Origin of the sequence: Petrotoga sp. Shatin.DS.tank11.9.2.9.3, assembly GCF_003665005.1 — a bacterium.
GTDB classification, from domain to species: domain Bacteria; phylum Thermotogota; class Thermotogae; order Petrotogales; family Petrotogaceae; genus Petrotoga; species Petrotoga mobilis.
Map to the genome: position 1 here is coordinate 1 of NZ_JGVT01000003.1, position 19,018 is coordinate 19,018.

The following is a 19,018-nucleotide window of genomic DNA, read 5'->3' on the forward strand; positions in this document are numbered from 1 at the left end:
CATGCCTGTTTTATAATTCTTACGTTTTTGTAACTGTCAAACTCAGGAAAAAAACATCCGCTTTACGCGGATGTTTTGATGATACAATTTATTATTATAATGCAGTGTATCCTCCATCAATAACCAATTCAGAACCTGTCATGAACGAGGATTCATCGGAAGCTAAGAACAAAGCTCCATTGGCAACTTCTTCAGGTTCAGCAGGCCTACCTAGTACGGTAGTTCCAAGAAGTCCTTTAGCCGCTTGTTCGTCTTTTAGTATTTCATCAGTCATCGGTGTTCTTATTACACCAGGATGTATTGAATTCACCCTAATGTTGTATTTAGCAAGTTCAGCTGCAACGGTCTTTGTTAACAATCTTGATGCGCCTTTTGAAGCATGATACGCTACAGCAGCTCCAGTACCTATGAGCCCATAAATAGATGAAATGTTGATTATAGAACCTTTTGTTGCTTTCTTCATAGCTGGTAAAACATACTTTATACCCAAAAATTGACTCTTTGCGTTTATGTTCATTACACGATCCCATTCTTCTTCTGTTGTTCCCTCTACTCCGTTCATACTCAAAATACCTGCGTTGTTTACTAAGACATCAACCTTACCCCATTTTTCAGTTACCTGATCTACAACTTTTTTCCAGTCATCAGCTTTTGCAACGTCAAGTTTCACCCCAATTGCTTCATATCCATCTTTGTTGATTTTATCTGCTACCTCTTTTGCTTCCTTCTCTAAAATATCTGCAACAACGACCTTCGCTCCCTCTTTTGCGAAGAGTTCAGCTTCAGCTCTTCCCATTCCTCTTGCGGCTCCTGTAATAATAGCAACTTTTCCTTCTAATCTTCCTGCCATAATATGAATCCCTCCTTTTGATGTGAATATTTTCACAATTTACGATAAATAAAAACGACTAAATTAATCGTATCTAAATTATACCATATTTTTTTAAAAGAAAAAGCATTTATGTTAAAATAATAAAAAGAAATCTTTTTATGGAGGTGTATTATGTCAAAAAAAATAACCTACGGAATGGTTGGTGGATCCATAGATTCTATGATAGGTGAGGCACATAGAAATGCAATATTATCAGATGGAAGGGCAAGCATAGTTAGTGGATGTTTTTCAAGGGATTATAAAAAAACATTAAAAACAGGCAAAAAGTGGGACATAAAGAAAGATAGATTGTACGAAAACTACTTAGAAATGGCTGAAGAGGAGAGTAAAAAGAAAAATAAAATTGATTTTGTCGTTGTTGCTACTCCGAATGCTTCCCATTATGAAATAGCTAAAACTTTCTTAGAAAAAGGTATAAATGTTGTCTGCGATAAACCACTAACAACAACAGTAAAAGAAGCCCAGGAGCTAAAAAAGTTGGCAGAGGATAACGATCTTTTGTTGTGTGTGACGTATTCGTACGTGGGATATCCGGTGATCTCGTTAGCTAGGAACAAAATAGAAAAAGGTGAGTTGGGCGAAATAAGATTCGTTAACGTACAATATATTCAAGGATGGCTTGCAAAAAAGATCGAAGATGAAAACAAACAAGCCCAATGGAGATTGGATCCAAACCAAAGTGGTTTGGCTAATACTACAGCCGACATAGGTAGTCATGTGGAGAACATGGTTTCATATCTTACTGGAAAAGAGATCGATAGTTTGTGTGCACGCCTTGATACTTTTGGTGAATCAAGAAAATTGGAAGATAATTCCACCGTGATGATAAATTTCAAAGATAAAAGTAAGGGATTACTTTTCATGTCTCAAATTGCTGTGGGAGAGAACAACAATTTTAGCGTTTGCGTGTATGGTTCGGAAGGTACGTTGAAATGGAATTTTAATCAAGCAAACAAATTAACAATTTTGTATGAAGACCACAAAGAAGAGATAGTTCAAAATGTGGATGAAATTCCTGGAACAAATATAGGGTTCAAAAATACTTATTCCACATTTATTACCGATTTAATAAATAAAAAAAACGGAGAAATTATAACCAATGACAATGCCCATTTTCAAAGTGTAAACGCGGGATTAAGAGGGATGAGGTTTATTGAAAAATGTGTAGAAAGTTCAAAAAATGGAGGCATTTGGGTCAAATTTTAAAACCAAACTCCTTTATCCTTATGGGTGGGGAGCGGGGTGAAAGGGAGCTAAAGAAAGGTTAGAGTTTCCAAAGATAGTATAAAACTCAATAGGAGGAGGATAAAATATGTTTAAAAGATTGACTTATGGAATGGTAGGTGGAAGTAAAGACTCTCAAATAGGTATAGTTCACAGAAAGGCTGTAAATCTACACGGGAAGGCAGAATTAGTCTGTGGAAGTTTTTCAAGAAACTTCAAAAACACTTTGGCAACAGGCAAAGAGTTAAAAATAGATGAGAAAAGATTGTATAAAAATTATGAAGAAATGGCTGAGGAGGAAGCTAAAAGGCCCGATAAAATAGATTTTGTATCCATTGTCACGCCCAACAGTTCACATTATGAAGTGGCAAAAAAATTTTTAGAATCTGGAATAAATGTGATGTGTGAAAAGCCGTTAACCATCACTCTAAAAGAAGCTGAAGAGCTAAAACAGTTAGCAAGAAAAAACAACCTACTTTTTGCGGTTGCTTACACCTTTACAGGTTATTCAATGTTAAGATACGCAAGAGAGTTAATTAAAAGAGGGGAAATAGGTGAGGTTAGGTTTATCAATGGTCGATACCTAAGTGAGTGGATGGCAAAGGTGCCGTTTGCCGGTAAAAATTCTCGCCACGAGTGGAGATCGGATCCAAAAGTTTCGGGTGTATCCAACTGCGTTGCTGATATAGGGGTACACGTGGAAAGCGTAGTTTCTTTCCTAACAGGTTTGAAGATAAAGTCCTTAAATGCCAGAATGGACAAGTTTGTTGAGCCAGATAGGCTAGACGATAATGCATCTATACTAATAAATTATGATAATGGGGCAGAAGGCATATACTGGACATCTCAAATTGCTATGGGCCACGAAAATACTTTGGATATTGGTATATATGGAACAAAAGGATCTATAGAATGGTCACAAGAACACGCAAATTACTTGAAGATCTCAAAAGTTAACCATCCTTTTATAACTTTATCGAGGGGAAGCGAAAGCGTTGATGATTTTATTAAAACTGATTATGTGACTCCTGGTGGGCATCAGGAAGGTTACGTTGAAGCCTTTGCAAGGGTATACGATAAGTTTATAAACGCAATTGCAAAAAAGAAAAAAGGAGAACTTTTAGAACAAAGAGACTTAGATTTCCCCACTGTAGAAGACGGAGTAGAGGGAATGCGATTTATAGAAAGGTGTGTAGAAAGTACAAAAAGAGGTGCTAGTTGGGTAGAATTTTAAGATTATTTTGTTTCGAATTTTTGAAAAAAGTAATAACTGGTTTATATTTTATTAAATTACTAATCGATAAAAAATGGTATAATCAATCAGGTATATTATTAGTGAATTTTTTAACTTTTATTCCTCATAAAACCTAATTATACGAGGAGGAAAATGAATGGAAGAACTTCTTGAAAGCAAATTAAAAGACATTGAAACTTATCTTAATTCACTCGATTTGACGGACAAAACCGAAGAAGAAAGAAGGAGCTTGCTTATTGAAGTTTTGCATAAAGTTCAAGAAAATCTAGGATATATCCCAAATGAAGTGCAAAAATTAGTGGCAAAAAAACTGAAAATTCCTTCTTCTCAAGTTTATGGTGTTGTGACTTTCTACAATTTTTTCTCCACAAAACCTAAAGGTAAGTATCCTATAAGTGTATGCTTAGGAACAGCTTGTTACGTGGGAGGAGCGAACGAAATCTTAGACGAATTCAAAAAGATTTTAAATGTTGAAGAAGAAGAAGTAACCGAGGACGGATTATTTTCTATTCATCCGGTTAGGTGTTTAGGTGCTTGTGGTTTGGCACCTGTCGTAAAAATAGGGGAAAAAGTATATGGGAGACTTAAAATAAACGATGTAAGAAGAATAATTAGAGATTATAGAGCCAAAGAGAAAAATAGTTGATAGGAGGTTTTTCTATGCCTAAATTAAATAGTTTAGAGCAATTAGAATCGCTGATAAATGAACTCAAAGAAAAAGAAAATAAGAATAAAATTGTATTAAAAGTTGCTTTAGGTACCTGTGGAATCTCAGCTGGAGCTGATGAGACGTACGATGAGCTTCTAAAAGAGATAGAGGAAGAAAAAATAGAAAATATTGAAGTTATTAAAACAGGATGTTTAGGATATTGCTATGCCGAGCCAACAGTAGAAGTTAACGAACCAGGTAAAGAGCCAGTATTGTATGGCAACGTTACGAAATCGAAAGTAAAAGATCTTGTAAAAACACATTTTGTAGAAGGAAAAATCGCAGAAGCATTGTTGATAGAAGAAACCCACAAAAAAGCAATTTGAGGGAGGTAAAACGATGCCGGAACAAGTAAGAATCGTTTTAAGAAACGCTGGAAATATCGACCCCGAAAACATAGAAGATTATTTAAAAAATAACGGTTATTTAGCCCTAGCAAAAGCGCTTAACTCAAAAAGAGAAGAGGTAATTCAAACGGTTTTAGATTCAAATTTGAGAGGCAGAGGCGGTGGTGGGTTTCCAACCGGTTTGAAATGGAAATTCGCTATGCAAGCTAAAGGAGACGAAAAATACGTAATATGTAATGCTGATGAAGGCGATCCAGGGGCATTTATGGATAGATCAGTGCTAGAGGGTGATCCTCATTCTGTGTTAGAAGGTATGGCTATCGCTGGATACGCAATTGGTGCCCAAAAAGGGATTATTTACATAAGAGCAGAATATCCATTGGCTGTTGCTAGGTTAAAAGTTGCTATTTCACAAGCTAAAGATTATGGATTGCTGGGAGAAAATATTTTAGGCAGTAATTTTTCTTTTGATATAGAGATCAGACTGGGAGCCGGGGCTTTTGTCTGTGGTGAAGAGACCGCTTTGATCCATTCGATAGAAGGTCTTCGTGGTGAACCAACCAACAAACCGCCTTTTCCTGCCAATAGTGGTTTATGGAAAAAGCCTACAGTGATAAACAACGTTGAAACCCTTGCAAATATAGCACCTATAATACTCAATGGAGCCGACTGGTTCAAACAATTCGGAACAGAAAATTCTCCAGGTACGAAAGTATTTGCGCTTGCAGGAGACGTTAAAAAGGTTGGTCTCGTTGAAGTTCCAATGGGAACCACATTGAGAGAGATAATCTTCGATATAGGTGGAGGGATCAAGGGGGATAAAAAGTTCAAAGCTGTTCAAACTGGAGGCCCTTCGGGAGGATGTATTCCCGCTGAATACTTAGATACCCCCATAGATTACGATAGTCTTCAAGCACTAGGCTCGATGATGGGTTCTGGTGGAATGATTGTCATGGATGAAGATACTTGTATGGTGGATGTTGCGAAATTCTATCTTCAATTTACCGTCGATGAATCCTGCGGTAAGTGCACTACATGCCGTGTGGGAAACGTTAGACTTTTAGAGATATTGGAAAAAATAACTTCTGGGAATGCTCAATTGGAAGATCTCGATCATATGTTAACTTTGGCTAATGTCGTAAAGAACGGTTCTTTATGTGGTTTAGGACAAACTGCCCCAAATCCGATACTCTCTACTTATAGGTATTTTGAGGATGAATATAAAGAACATATATTGGACAGAAACTGTCGAGCTGGCGTATGTAAGAATTTAATAAGGTACGAAATAATTCCAGAAAATTGTACAGGTTGTACCGCCTGTGCAAGGGTATGTCCTACTGAAGCGATACAAGGTGAATTGAGAAAACCTCATACAATAGATCAAGAAAAGTGTATAAAATGTGGGTCTTGTTACACAACATGCAGGTTTAACGCTATAAAAATAGTATAAATAAAATATAAAACTCCTTCATTTTAATGAGTACGGAGCGGGTTGAAGGGGCGCTAAATTAGGTTTTCAAGAGGGAAAAAATTTTTGGTTAGGAGGGAAAAATTCTAAATGCCAAAAGTATATATAAATGACGGTGAATTTTTAGCTTCTGAAAAAGATACCGTTTTAACGGCTGTTCAAAAATTTGGCGGTTACATACCAACACTTTGTTATATGAACTTAAAGGATATAAATATAGAAAATAAGCCTTCTTCATGTAGAGTATGTATGGTTGAAATAGAAGGTAGAAGAACTTTAGCCCCGGCTTGTACAACGCCGGTATTTGAAGGAATGAGAATAAAGACACATTCCAGGATGGCGGTAGAAGCTCGAAGAACCGCTGTTCAGTTATTGTTATCAGATCATCCACAAGATTGTCTAAAATGTCCGAAAAATGGTGAGTGTGAACTACAAAAAATCGCCTCTGAACTAAACATTGTGAACAATCCTTATTTTGGCAAAACATCTAATTACGATCTTGATATATCTGCTGCAATAATTAGGGATCCGAACAAATGTATTATGTGTAGAAGATGCGAAACCATGTGTAACGAATTTCAAACCGTTGGGGTTCTTTCGGCTATAGACAGAGGTTTTGGTGCTGTCGTTAAGCCTTCTTTTGATATGCCTTTAGAAGAAACTGCCTGTACCTTCTGCGGTCAATGCGTGGCAGTCTGTCCTACGGGGGCTCTAGTTGAAAGATCTTACATAGACGAAGTATGGAAAGAGTTGGAAAATGAAGAGAAGCACGTTGTAGTTCAAACCGCTCCTGCGGTGAGGGTCGCTTTAGCGGAAGAATTTGGTTACGAGCCTGGAACTATCTCTACCGGGAAGTTGGTTGGAGCTTTAAAACTAATGGGTTTTGATAAGGTTTTCGATACCAATTTTGGAGCAGATTTAACCATAATGGAGGAAGCTACAGAGTTCAAAGAAAGGTTAGAAAATGGTGGTTTTTTACCTATGTTGACTTCTTGTTGTCCAGGATGGGTTAAATTCATCGAACATCAATTCCCTGACTTGCTTGAGATGCCTTCTTCTGCGAAGTCTCCTCAACAGATGTTTGGAGCGATTGCAAAGAGTTATTATGCACAAAAAAATGATATTGATCCCAAAAAGATAACCGTTGTATCCATAATGCCCTGTCTAGCCAAAAAGTACGAAGCAGCTAGAGAAGAAATAAATGCATCACCTGAATACAGGGATGTTGATTATGTATTGACCACCAGAGAACTGGCGAAAATGATCAAAGAAGCAGGAATTAATTTCAAAGCTGTCCCAGAAAGGGAGTACGATAGTCCTTTAGGAGAATCTACCGGTGCTGCAGCCATCTTTGGAAGAACGGGAGGAGTTGCAGAGGCAGCTTTAAGAACCGCTTATGAATGGATAACCGGGAATGAACTTAAAGAAGTAGAATTTGAGCAACTTCATGGATATGAGTCTATAAGAGTTGCAGAAGTTGAAATTAATGGGAAAAAATTAAGAGTTGGAGTTGCTTATGGCTTAGGTAACGCACGAAAACTCTTGGAAGACGTTCAATCGGGAAAAATAGACTTACATTTAATCGAAATTATGGCTTGTCCAGGAGGTTGTGTTGGAGGCGGTGGTCAACCGTACCATCATGGTGATTTCAACGTGATTAAAAAGAGAATCGAGGCATTAAATGTCGTTGACAAATCAAAGATAATTCGAAAGTCCCATGAAAATCCATCAATTGTTAGACTATACAACGAGTATTTGGAAAAGCCAGGAAGTGAAAAATCACATCAATTGTTGCATACGCATTATGTGCAAAGAGAATGGCTTTAAAAAACTAAAGGCGGAGAAAATCCGCCTTTAGCTTGAATTAAAACCACACTTTAAAGGTTTTTATTTCGTAAGGGGTTATGTTAAATACGATTTTATTATCTTTAAATGCAATTTCTTTTTCCTCTTCTTCAATTAAATTACATTCAATGGCTTTTCTTATACTTCTAAAAAGTTCAATTTCCACTTTCTCTTTTCTGCTGCCTTTATCTTCGAAAAGTCTAATTAGTATAGAGTCATCATCTTCCGCTTTTTTTATGGTTTCAATTACCACATCAAAATCGTTGACCTTGATAAAAGAGAAATTGTCAGGGAGGTTTCCTTCTTCATTTTTTCTTATCTTTTTAACTATTACAGGATAATTCAATTTGTAAGCCTCTTCTATTACTTGTGAATCTCTCCATGTTCCACCGTGTGGTAGAAGAGAATAAATGAATGTGTGATCCGTTCTATCAGCGGTTTCATCGGGTTCGATTGGGGATCTTAGAAGAGTGAGTCTCATAACGTTTTCTTTTATATCGTACCCATGTTTACAATCATTTAGTATGGAAACTCCATAGTTTGCTTCTGAAAGATCTGCCCATTTTTGTGCTGGGACTTCAAATTTTGCTATATCCCAACTTGTGTTGTTGGTTGTACTTCTTTCTATGTTTCCAAATTGTATGTTGTAGGTGGCTTTCGTGCTTCTTATATTAACAGGAAAAGCTGTTTTTAATAAAACTTGTTTCTCTTTCCAGTCAACATGTGTATCAAAATCGATTCTTCTTGTGTGGTTGTACACAATGACTCTTTGTTCGATAGTTGAGTCATAAAACCTCCATGAGAATTTTAAAACACCTTTTAAAGGAGTCTCTTCCTCTACTTTTACTTCGATTAAATCAGTAACCTCTTTCATCTTTTCGTTGAAATAAGGAGAAATATCCCATGCGTCAAAAAAGTAAGGTTTATCTTCGAAGGTTTGTAGTACGTTTCCCAATTTCCCCTCTTCCAGTACTTCCCTTTTATTTTCTTTATCGTATAATCTTTTAAGCTGCCCTTTTTCATTGAATTCGATTATATAGTATCTGTTTTCAATGTAATCTTCTTTTACGATCATTTTTTCATCAATTTGCTTCTGCTCCAAATTGGATATTTTAATACTTTTATAGCCAAAAGGGGGGATTCCTCTAACCAAAGTTTTTTTACCGTTTTCTAGCTCTAAAATCTCGTCCCTTTCAAAGGGGGTGGTATTGAATAATACCAAACTGTCTTCTTCACTTTTTATTTCCTTTGAAATCATAGAAATAGCCCTTTCAATCTCTTTGTTAGCTATCCCCTTTATCTTTTCAAAATCCCTTCTTGCATCTTCATAAACCTCTCTTATTGAGGAACCTGGTAAAATATCGTGGAATTGATTTAATAATAATAGTTCCCATCCTTCATTTAGAGAATTTTTAGGATATTCGAAATCTTCTAATAATTTCAAAGCCATAGAATTTAATAACTCTGCGTTATGGTACAATACTTCTGATTTTCTGTTTTCCCTTTTCACAAAAGCTTGTGAAGTATACGTACCTCGATGTAATTCGAAGTACAGCTCATCATCCCAAACTGGGACATTTTTATCTCTTATTCTTTCTCCCAATTTCTCAAAATAATCCTCTACTCTTCCCATATCCACTTGGGGTAAACCTGGGATTTCTTTTATTGCTTCATAATTTTCTAACATTTCATATGTTGGGCCTCCTCCCCCATCTCCCCAACCGAAGACAAGAAGTAATTCATCGTTTATATCTTTTTGTTTGTAGTTATCCCATATCCCCCTTATCGTGAAAGGTTCCACCATACCGTTGTAGGTATAAAAATAATTGTTCTTATCTGGAGTCGTAATAAAATGGGAAAGGATTTTTGTCCCATCGATGCCTTTCCACCAAAAAGTATCGTAAGGGAATTTGTTGATCTCATTCCAGCTTATTTTGGTTGTAGCGAAGTACTTCATTCCACTTTTCTTTATTATCTGAGGAAGGGCGTATGTGTAACCAAATGCATCAGGCAACCATACAACTTTAGAATCAATTCCAAACTCTTCTTTTAAGAACCTTTTCCCAAATAGTATCTGTCTTATCAAAAACTCACCTGGAGAAATATTGGAATCAGATTCTATCCACATACCACCAGTTGCTTCCCATCTGCCTTCTTTTATTTTTTGCTTTACTTTTTCATACAACTCAGGGTAATCGTTTTTTAAGAACTTGTACAATGCCGGAGAAGAGTGCATAAATATATATTCTGGATACTCTTGCATCAGATTGAGAACCGTCGAAAAGGTTCTTTGTGCTTTTTCTCTTGTGTGTAAAACTGTCCAAAGCCATGCCATATCTATATGAGAATGTCCTGTCAAAACAACTTTCGGAGAATCCAGCTTAAAATTTCTCATTTTTTTCAATTCTTCTTGCAAAAAACTATAACTGTCTTTTATTGATTCATAGTATTCTTTGGATCGAGGTTTTATAAAATTGATTCTTTTGTAAGACTCGTTTAAAATATTGAATAATTTTACTCTTACAATATCGTTTTGACTTAGTTGATCGATTGTGTCAAGAACATTCTTTGCTAAGAAATAGTACTTTTGTGAATATTTATCTATTTTGTAAAGCTCCAAACCTGAAAATGTGTAATTTAATTCCGCTCTCAAGCCAGTCCATGACCTTAAGTATATCCTCAATACATTTCCTTGTACAATCTTTGGCGATATTATAGCCTCTTTATGGTATTTGTCTATTCCTTGAACGAACTGACCATTTACAAAAAGTAAAGATTCAGGATAATCGGGAATAACGTCCAAATCGCCATCTTTTTCCAAAGAAACCCTCAAAAATAGACTTTCTTCACCAATACTTTCAGGCACTTCGATATTTTTTCTAAACCAAAATACCTTATCGTACCCTCCCCACTTTTCCTCTTTTTCTATCTTTTTCCAGTTTATTGAATTGTTGAATTCAGGCTTGAATCTTCTTTCTTTGTCTTCAAAGTATTCCATTTGCGGGATTTGGAGAATACTAAGTGTTTGTGATTTTTTAACTTCTCTTAATCCGTTCTCTAACTTTTTCTTGGTTATGTCTTCTAACATGTTTTATTTCGACCTCCTAGATAGCAATCCAATTAATGATAACACAACTTAATAGATAAGATAGTAAAAAACAAGAAAAGAACTTTGGAAATATTTAGTTTTAATAAAACTTTATATTTCCTTATATTTCACAAATAAAAATAAAGTACTATTGAAATACAAGAAGATGCTGAGTAAAGTCTTTAAATAGTTTCAAAAATTTATTGGAGGTGAGTTTTGTGAAAAGGACGGTTATGTTTTTATTTATGGTTTCTTTGTTAAGCGTTTTGTCTTTCCCTGTAACCATAGAGTTTTGGCATGCAATGAGTGGAGACAGGATAGCTTTGATTGAAGATATTGTGAGTGATTTTGAAGAAGCTTATCCGGATATAAAAGTAAATGCGCAATATTCAGGAAGTTATCCTGAGACGTTGAATAAGCTTATTGCAGGGGTACAATCCGGGAATGCACCTCACATAGTACAGATTTACGAAATAGGTACAAGATTGATGATAGACAGCGGTGTCATAGTTCCTGTCCAAGATTTACTTGATCAAGATGATTCTTATGATGTAGGGGTTTTGTTGGAACCGATATTAAATTATTACAAAGTTGATGGGAAGTTGTACTCCATGCCTTTCAATTCATCTACCGCTTTGTTGTATTACAACAAAACGCTCTTTGAAGAAGCAGGCTTAGATCCAAATAGACCTCCTCAAACTTACGAAGAACTACTGGAATACTCCAGAATTTTAACAAAGAAAGACTCAAGAGGAAATACAGTGCAATACGGATTAACTTGGCCTACCCATTCATGGATAATTGAACAACTTATGGCTGCCGCTGATGCACCACTTGTTAACAACGATAACGGAAGAACCGCTAGAGCGACAGAGGCTGTTTTTAATAGTGAAGCAGGTTTAAAAATATTTGAACTGTTTGACCAATTGAACAAAGAAGGTTTAATTCTTAATACAGCTAGGGAAGATTGGAATGCTGCCGGACAAAATTTCGTTTCAGGCAGAGCAGCTATGAATTTCTTTTCTACATCTGATGTAAAGGTTTTTCAAGAAGGGTTAGAAAGTAACGGCTACGAGTTAGGTACAGCCTTTTTACCTGTTCCAGATATAAGTGTCAGTGGAGGACCAGTTATTGGAGGAGCAAGTTTATGGTTGATAGATGGCCATACAGACGAAGAAACCAAAGCTGCCTGGGAATTTTTGAAGTTTGTCAATCGTGAAGATCAACAGATAAGATGGCACCAAGGTACCGGATATTTCCCAGTTAGAAAAGATGCCATTCAAAGGCTGCACTATGAAGAGTTCTATGCTGAGAACCCAAATTACTTCACTTCCTTATTGCAACTATTGCTAGCTAAAAGAGATTTCAACTCCGCTGGAGCAGTTATTGGAGTGTTCCCTGAAACACGAGAGACTATAGAAATAGCGTATGAAAGAATGGTTGATGGACAAATGACACCTGAAGAGGCACTGAGCTGGGCTGAAAGTAGAGTAACAGAATTAATCCAAGAATATAACGAATTCTATCAATAATCTATTAAATGAATCTCTAATATAAGTCTAGAATTTCAAATGTTGTTAATCCAAGGAAGAATTTTCTTCCTTGGTTTTTTGGGAGGAAATAAAATATGAAGTGGGGAAAATATACACCTTATCTTTTGCTTGCACCGACACTAATAATTATTGCCCTTTTTATATATTGGCCTGCAATTAACTCCTTTCTAATGAGTTTTTACAAAATATCACCATTTGGCGATAAGAGAATATTTGCAGGTTTAGATAACTACATTAAGCTTTTTGAGAATGAGGCATATTGGGATGCATTAAAGATCACAATCATATATATAGTTACAACGGTAATAATAGTCATTATTTTAGGCTACCTGATCGCACAATTATTAGATAATAAGGTCTTTGGGATGAAAATTTATAGAACTTTAATTTTTGTTCCTTATGTTATTTCCTTTACTATTGGAGGTGCGCTGTGGACCTTTATGTTGAATCCGGTTGCAGGGCATGTGAATTATATTCTGTCAAGAATCACAGGAGAAAGTATTAATTGGTTAAATCAAGTGCCATATGCGTTAATTTCAGTTATAGTTGCCAGTGTTTGGAAGATGCTGCCTTTTTCAATTATTTTCTACCTTGCAGGGTTACAGTCCATATCGGAATCAATAATAGAGAGTTCTCTTATTGATGGAGCGAACGTATGGCAAAGGATGTGGAAAATAAAATTTCCTATACTTTCTCCCATTACATTTTACTTAGTTATTATGAACATCACCAATGGAATGTTTGAGTCGTTTGGGATCATTGACATTATGACAAGAGGTGGACCCTTAGGAAGCACAACAACCTTAATTTACAAACTATATCAAGACGCATTCTTTTTCCAAAAAACAAGTTTAGCAGCTGCTGAGAGTGTTATCTTATTTATTATTATGTCAATTATCACCTTTCTTTATTTTAGATTTGGTGAGAAAAGGGTTCATTATCAATGAAGGGAGTCAAGCAATAATGAGGAAATCGACCAGAGAAAAAGTTAATTATGTTTTTGTAGAGCTAGGTTTAATAATTGTATCTTTTTTCATGTTTTTACCTTTCATACTTGCAATTTCCATGAGTTTTATGGAACCAACGGAGGTTTTCTCTTATCCACCTAAGTTTTTTCCTTCAAGTATCAATTTTAAAAATTACATTACAGCTATACAACTTGTTCCAATGGGCAGAATGTTGTTCAATTCTTTGCTTGTTGCTTCATTTACAACATTAGGAAAGTTAATAACAGGAACATTGGCTGCTTATGCTTTTTCTTCTTTTCAATTTAAAGGAAAGAACATATTGTTTTCCACACTATTTGTAACTTTATTTTTGCCAGCAGAAACGGTTATGATTTTACCTTTGTTTATGCTGATGTCAAATCTGGGTTGGGTTAACACCTACTGGGCGTTGATAATACCTTTTACCGCTTCAGCAACCAATACATTCCTATTTAGGCAACATTTTATGACGATTCCTCGCTCTTTAGAGGATGCAGCAAAAATAGATGGTGCTTCAGCTATGCAATATTTTTTCAAGGTGCTTGTACCTTTGTCTGGGCCAATAATCGCTGGGGCGGCTATTATTAATTTTGTTTATGCATGGAATATGTATCTTTGGCCTTTGATAGTTACCATGCAAGATGACATGAGGACGGTACAGGTTGGCGTAAAGATGATGATCTCAGGAGAGTCCAGTAACAATTGGGGAGTGATAATGGCAGGGACACTGTTAGTTGCTTTACCTACCCTTATAATATTTTTTCTACTTCAAGATTTGTTTGTAAAAAGTTTGGTAAATAGTGGGCTTAAAGAATGAAGTAGGTTTTAACAAAATTAAATAATTATTTAACCAACAAAACCCCAAATGGGGTTTTTTTGATTTGCTTTCTTGTTAAGATCATTTTATGGTAAAATTTTAAAAGAATTAAAGGAATTGAAGGATTTTATAAAAAGGTGATTTTGTCCATGAAAAAATCCATATTGTATTTACTTTTTATTGTTTTTATGTCTACTACACTGTTCCCTTGGAGTGGGCATGAGGCGATGACTTATTATATAATTCAAGATTTACCGAATATTGATAAAAAGGTTTTTATTACAGAATATTCATACGAGGAAGAAAGGCAATACAATTTAGAATATCTTAGTTTAACCGAATTGGATTTTTAAAGGTTTTCGAAGGCGACAAATCATTTCTCTACTTTGTAGAATTATCCAAACAAGCTTTTGAAAAAAATGACGAATATTGGGGTTATAGATTTTTAGCTCGTGCGCTTCATTATATCGAAGATCTTTCACAACCTTATCACAATGCCCCCGGTTCATTTTTTGAAATCATAGGAGCAGCTTTTAACAAGGACATATCAAGGAAACTTAACAATGCACACTATTTTATGGACGATTATTTAGTATATCTTTTGTATTATTCTGATAATTCCGCGAAAGAAGTTATTTTGGGGGCAAAACCTGCCTTTTTTGATAATTACGAAGACTACGTTCAAGAAATGACGGGCTATTCTCTTAGTAAGTTTTCTATGATTCATTCAGAGATCAAATCTCAGTTTGGGGAAAGTTTAAATGATTATGTAACTATTGAACAAATTAGAAAGATGGATGAAGAAGGAAAATTGTCAAAACTTAAGGAAGAAACGTTGAGTGTATTGTCTTATTCTTCTTCCATAATAAAAGGATTTTTAATCGATTTTCTTGAATCAGTTGGTCAAATATAGTAAATTGGTTAGATATTAAAATGAAAAAGGAGATCTACCCTTGTGGAACAAGATAAAATACTGTTCATAGTTAATCCGGTAGCAGGTGGGGGTAAAGCCCTAAAAGTATGGACAAAAAATATCTATCCTATTTTGGAAAATAAAAAGATATCCTTTGATTATTTATTTACCCAGAAGCCTTACGATGGTTTTAATTTGGCAATGGAAGGGATCAAAAAAGGGTATAAAAAATTAGTTTCTGTTGGTGGAGATGGAACGGTAAACGAAATAGTTAACGCAATAATGTCGCAGGATATTATCGATCCAATCGAAATATCAGTTGGTTCTATAGGTTCTGGCTCTGGTAACGATTGGGGAAAAAGCGTCGGTATACCTGCTAATTATGAAGAGGCGGTAAGCAATTTACGTAAAGACAATTTCATATTACAAGATGTTGGTAAGGTTAGTTATATTCAAACAGGTGTTGAAAAAACAAGATATTTTGTGAATGTTGCAGGGATGGGTTTTGATGCAGAAGTCACCTATAAGGCTAATAAAAGTAAAAAAAGATTGTTTGGCAAGCTTTCTTATTCTTTAAATTTATTAAGCACTTTAATTTCCTTCAAGGATCCTTATGTTGAAATCAAAATTGATGGAGAAAAGGTGTATGCAAATCAAGCTTTAACCTTGAATGTTGGGATTTGTAGATACAGTGGGGGAGGAATGATGTTTACACCGAAGGCAAAATACGATGATGGACTTTTCGATGTAACCGTCGTTGATAAGATATCTGTTGGTACAATTTTAGCAAATCTAAGGAAAATATATGATGGCTCATTTATAAACCATGAAGCTGTGAAAACCTTTAGAGGAAAATCGATAGAAATTACATCCAAAGAAAAGCTGTATTTAGAAACGGATGGTGAATCTTTGGGCCATTCTCCTTTGTATTTTGAAACTCTCCCTCAAAGACTTAAGGTTTTAAGTGGGCTATCAATAGAACATTAATGGATCTGCCTGTTGCTAATAAATATGAAAGTAAAAGAAAAAAATTTAATCAATTAATAATATAAACAGGAGCAACAAGTGCTCCTGCTTTTTGAAAAATTATTCCTGGCTTACCAATTTTGGGGGATAACCTATTTCATCCAGTAAGTTTTCTATTTTTTCTGGTTCTTGCAATGTTTCAACTTCTACTTTTTTGTTTTCTAAATCAACGTTGAAATTTTGCACAATACCTGAAGATTTTAATTGCCTTTCAATATTCATCTTGCAATGTTCACAAGACATATCTGGAACATCAAATACATATTTCATTGTTTAACCTCCTATAGTTTTTTTGTGATTCTGCTTGAATTGTAAATCACGTTTATGGAACTAAATAACATAGCGACCTCTGCTATTGCTGGGTGAAGGATGCCGATCATTGCCAAAGGTATCGCGATAATGTTGTAGAAGAAAGCCCAGAATAAGTTTTGTTTGATTTTTTTAAAGGTTATTTCTGATATATTTATGGCATCTATAACTTTTGAAATTTCGCCTTGACTTATTATTACATCCGCAGATTCTATTGCCAAATCTGTTCCGTTACCTATTGCAATACCCATATCAGATGATTTTAATGCTGCGGCATCGTTTATTCCATCGCCTATCATGCCTACCTTTTTCCCTTCTATCTGATATTTTCTGACTATTTCTACTTTATTTTGGGGTGATATATTTGCAAATACCTTATCAATTCCAACCTTTTTAGCAACGGCTCTGGCGGTGTTTTCGTTGTCGCCTGTTACCATTATGGGTTCCATTCCCATTTCTTTTAATTGTTTTATAGCTTCTACTGCATCACTTTTAATCTCGTCTGCGATTCTTATGTAGCCAACAATTTTTTCATTTTTACTTACCTCTATTACCGTCTCTGCGTTTTCCATAAATGCTTGATATGGTTTTGGATCACGTGGTTTACCTATATAGTATTCATTGTTTTTGTATGTCCCAACGATTCCTTTGCCTGTTATTTCCTCTATTTCTTCAATTTCAACGTTCTGATTTTTAATATGCTCATGTGCGTATTCGACTATGGCTTTAGCCAATGGGTGAGTAGAATTTTTCTCTATTTCTGAAATGATCAAAAATGTTTCATCATCTAAATTGTGTTCAATAACTGAAGGTTGCCCTTTAGTTAAGGTTCCAGTTTTGTCCATGAGAATTGTGTCTATATCTTTAGCCGTTTGGATGGCTTCTCCATTTTTTATTATCAATCCTTTTTTGGCAGATACAGAACTGGCAGCCACAAGAGCCATAGGTGTTGCTAAGCCAAGTGCACATGGGCACGCTATAACAAGTGTGGCAACAAACGAGAAAATTGCCGTAGATAGCGGACCAGCATCTGTAAGAACCCAAGGAATGACTTTTGAAGCGTTAATCAAAAAAGGTTGGAATGTTTCATATTGGAAAAACCAAATCATACCACTTAAGACAGCTAACGAAAAAACCGTCGGGATAAAATACAAGGTTATTCTGTCAGCCAGAGCTTGAATAGGTACTTTAGAGGATGAAGCTTCTTCTACAAGTTTGATCATTTGATTTAGGAATGTGTCTTCTCCGACTTTTTCCACTTTTATTTTTAAGAGACCTGATTCAACTATCGTTCCACTCACTACGGGATCCTTCTCGCTTTTTAATAGGGGTAATGGTTCACCGCTTATCATAGACTCGTTTATGGAAGCTTGCCCTTCTACGATAGTACCATCTAAAGGTATTTTTTCACCTTGTCTCACCAGTATTAAATCACCTATTTTGACCGTCTCTATGGGTAATTCAACCACACCTTCATCAGTAATAACATTAGCTTTGTCGACTTTCATGGATAGAAGGAGCTTTATTTCTTTTGAAGCACTATGTTTCATCCTTGCTTCGATGTATCTACCAACCAGATTCAGTGTAATTAGCATAGATGCAATAGTACCAAAAGAAAGAATATTCAATCCTACAATTGCTAAAATTGTTGTTGCCCACGCTGAAATAGCTCCAAGAGAAACTAATGTATCCATATTTGTGTGAAGATGAGATAAAGCGATCCAGGCGCTTTTTAAAGTTTTTCTACCTGGAATGAAAATTGTGGCTGCGCCACCGATTAACTCAATCAATAGCATAAAAGGAACATGTACCCCGCTCATACTTAAAATCATAACAACCATAAGAGGTATAGTAATGGCTAATGAAATATACATATCTTTGCGTGATTCTTTGAATCTTTTTTCTATCAGATCCTCGGTGGGCATTTCCTCAGAGACCTTGTATCCAACATCTGCTACAGCCTTTTTGATTTCGTTCATCGGTATTGCTTCTTGTGATATTACTATAGCTTTTTCTGTGGCTAAATTGACTGAGACATATTTTACCCCATCTAATTTTTTAAGCGCCCGTTCTACGTTTTTTACACATGTAGCACAAGTCATCCCTTGAACGCTAAAAGATACTTTATTATTTTCGGCAAATTTTTCTTGAGAATTTGTAGATTCTATCGGTTTTTCTTTGACTTCACTCATATAGTACACCACCTTTTCTAAGTTTTTTTGAGATAATCAAAAACCTCTTCAAGTTCTTCTAATTTTACATTGATTTCTTCGGGATCTTTAGAAGACGTTGCATCTTTCACGCATGTTTCTATATGTTTTTTCAATATTTCAGAGTGTGCATTTTTTAAAAGAGAAATTGTGGCTAACAGTTGCTTAGATATATCAATACAGTATCTTTCTTCTTCAATCATTTTTATAGCTGCATCAATCTGTCCACGCGCTGTTTTAAGTTTTCTAAGAGCCTTTTCATGTTTCATAAAATCGCCTCCTTTTATCCATCCCACCAGGGGAGGGTAAAAAAATTATAAACTATTTTTGTTACGATCAAATTAATATGGATTGTCAAAACAGTAAACCTAATTAC

At 35.4% G+C, this 19,018-nt stretch carries 17 protein-coding genes; 12 read left to right on the forward strand and 5 right to left on the reverse strand.

Features of this window, described 5'->3' with window-relative positions; all coding sequences use genetic code 11:
* Positions 1-94: 94 nt before the first annotated feature.
* Complete coding sequence (locus BZ25_RS01770; protein ID WP_121514836.1) at positions 95-850, reverse strand: SDR family NAD(P)-dependent oxidoreductase; 756 nt, start codon at positions 848-850, stop codon at positions 95-97.
* Between the two features lie 153 nt (positions 851-1,003).
* Between BZ25_RS01770 and BZ25_RS01775 the strand changes: the two genes are divergently transcribed.
* The 6 genes from BZ25_RS01775 (at position 1,004) to BZ25_RS01795 (ending at position 7,722) form a co-directional block, all read left to right on the forward strand.
* Positions 1,004-2,098 carry a Gfo/Idh/MocA family protein gene (locus BZ25_RS01775; protein ID WP_121514835.1) on the forward strand — a complete coding sequence of 365 codons (1,095 nt, stop codon included), beginning with the start codon at positions 1,004-1,006 and terminating at the stop codon, positions 2,096-2,098.
* 106 nt (positions 2,099-2,204) lie between these two features.
* The gene (locus BZ25_RS01780) at positions 2,205-3,350 is read left to right on the forward strand and encodes a Gfo/Idh/MocA family protein (RefSeq protein ID WP_121514834.1); all 1,146 of its coding nucleotides are present in this window, start codon (positions 2,205-2,207) and stop codon (positions 3,348-3,350) included.
* 157 nt (positions 3,351-3,507) lie between these two features.
* On the forward strand, positions 3,508-4,017 hold the full coding sequence (locus BZ25_RS01785) for an NAD(P)H-dependent oxidoreductase subunit E (RefSeq protein ID WP_012208553.1): 510 nt from the start codon (positions 3,508-3,510) through the stop codon (positions 4,015-4,017).
* 14 nt (positions 4,018-4,031) lie between these two features.
* On the forward strand, positions 4,032-4,406 hold the full coding sequence (locus BZ25_RS10180) for a ferredoxin (protein ID WP_012208552.1): 375 nt from the start codon (positions 4,032-4,034) through the stop codon (positions 4,404-4,406).
* A gap of 13 nt (positions 4,407-4,419) precedes the next feature.
* Positions 4,420-5,877, forward strand: a complete 1,458-nt coding sequence (locus BZ25_RS01790) for an NADH-ubiquinone oxidoreductase-F iron-sulfur binding region domain-containing protein (protein WP_012208551.1) — start codon at positions 4,420-4,422, stop codon at positions 5,875-5,877.
* A 108-nt stretch (positions 5,878-5,985) separates the two neighbouring features.
* The gene (locus tag BZ25_RS01795; protein WP_012208550.1) at positions 5,986-7,722 is read left to right on the forward strand and encodes an NADH-dependent [FeFe] hydrogenase, group A6; all 1,737 of its coding nucleotides are present in this window, start codon (positions 5,986-5,988) and stop codon (positions 7,720-7,722) included.
* A 37-nt stretch (positions 7,723-7,759) separates the two neighbouring features.
* Here BZ25_RS01795 and BZ25_RS01800 read toward each other — a convergent pair whose 3' ends face one another.
* Positions 7,760-10,828 carry an alpha-mannosidase gene (locus tag BZ25_RS01800; RefSeq protein ID WP_121514833.1) on the reverse strand — a complete coding sequence of 1,023 codons (3,069 nt, stop codon included), beginning with the start codon at positions 10,826-10,828 and terminating at the stop codon, positions 7,760-7,762.
* A 218-nt stretch (positions 10,829-11,046) separates the two neighbouring features.
* On the opposite strand from BZ25_RS01800, the gene BZ25_RS01805 reads away from it, so the two are divergent.
* The 6 genes from BZ25_RS01805 (at position 11,047) to BZ25_RS01825 (ending at position 16,084) form a co-directional block, all read left to right on the forward strand.
* On the forward strand, positions 11,047-12,360 hold the full coding sequence (locus BZ25_RS01805) for an ABC transporter substrate-binding protein (protein ID WP_012208548.1): 1,314 nt from the start codon (positions 11,047-11,049) through the stop codon (positions 12,358-12,360).
* Positions 12,361-12,455: 95 nt separating this feature from the next.
* On the forward strand, positions 12,456-13,328 hold the full coding sequence (locus BZ25_RS01810) for a carbohydrate ABC transporter permease (RefSeq protein ID WP_012208547.1): 873 nt from the start codon (positions 12,456-12,458) through the stop codon (positions 13,326-13,328).
* A 16-nt stretch (positions 13,329-13,344) separates the two neighbouring features.
* Positions 13,345-14,184, forward strand: a complete 840-nt coding sequence (locus BZ25_RS01815) for a carbohydrate ABC transporter permease (protein WP_012208546.1) — start codon at positions 13,345-13,347, stop codon at positions 14,182-14,184.
* Positions 14,185-14,333: 149 nt separating this feature from the next.
* Positions 14,334-14,537, forward strand: a complete 204-nt coding sequence (locus BZ25_RS10340) for a hypothetical protein (protein WP_041534047.1) — start codon at positions 14,334-14,336, stop codon at positions 14,535-14,537.
* Positions 14,538-14,761: 224 nt separating this feature from the next.
* Positions 14,762-15,097, forward strand: coding sequence for a hypothetical protein (locus BZ25_RS10345; RefSeq protein WP_199676829.1), 336 nt, complete (start codon positions 14,762-14,764; stop codon positions 15,095-15,097).
* A gap of 42 nt (positions 15,098-15,139) precedes the next feature.
* Positions 15,140-16,084, forward strand: coding sequence for a diacylglycerol kinase family protein (locus tag BZ25_RS01825; RefSeq protein WP_121514832.1), 945 nt, complete (start codon positions 15,140-15,142; stop codon positions 16,082-16,084).
* 99 nt (positions 16,085-16,183) lie between these two features.
* Here the strand turns inward: BZ25_RS01825 and BZ25_RS01830 are convergent, their stop codons facing one another.
* The 3 genes from BZ25_RS01830 to BZ25_RS01840 are packed head-to-tail and all read right to left on the reverse strand — an operon-like array spanning position 16,184 to position 18,911.
* The gene (locus tag BZ25_RS01830) at positions 16,184-16,393 is read right to left on the reverse strand and encodes a heavy-metal-associated domain-containing protein (RefSeq protein ID WP_012208544.1); all 210 of its coding nucleotides are present in this window, start codon (positions 16,391-16,393) and stop codon (positions 16,184-16,186) included.
* Between the two features lie 11 nt (positions 16,394-16,404).
* Positions 16,405-18,624 carry a cation-translocating P-type ATPase gene (locus tag BZ25_RS01835; RefSeq protein ID WP_121514831.1) on the reverse strand — a complete coding sequence of 740 codons (2,220 nt, stop codon included), beginning with the start codon at positions 18,622-18,624 and terminating at the stop codon, positions 16,405-16,407.
* Positions 18,625-18,641: 17 nt separating this feature from the next.
* The gene (locus BZ25_RS01840) at positions 18,642-18,911 is read right to left on the reverse strand and encodes a metal-sensing transcriptional repressor (protein ID WP_012208542.1); all 270 of its coding nucleotides are present in this window, start codon (positions 18,909-18,911) and stop codon (positions 18,642-18,644) included.
* Positions 18,912-19,018 lie beyond the last annotated feature (107 nt).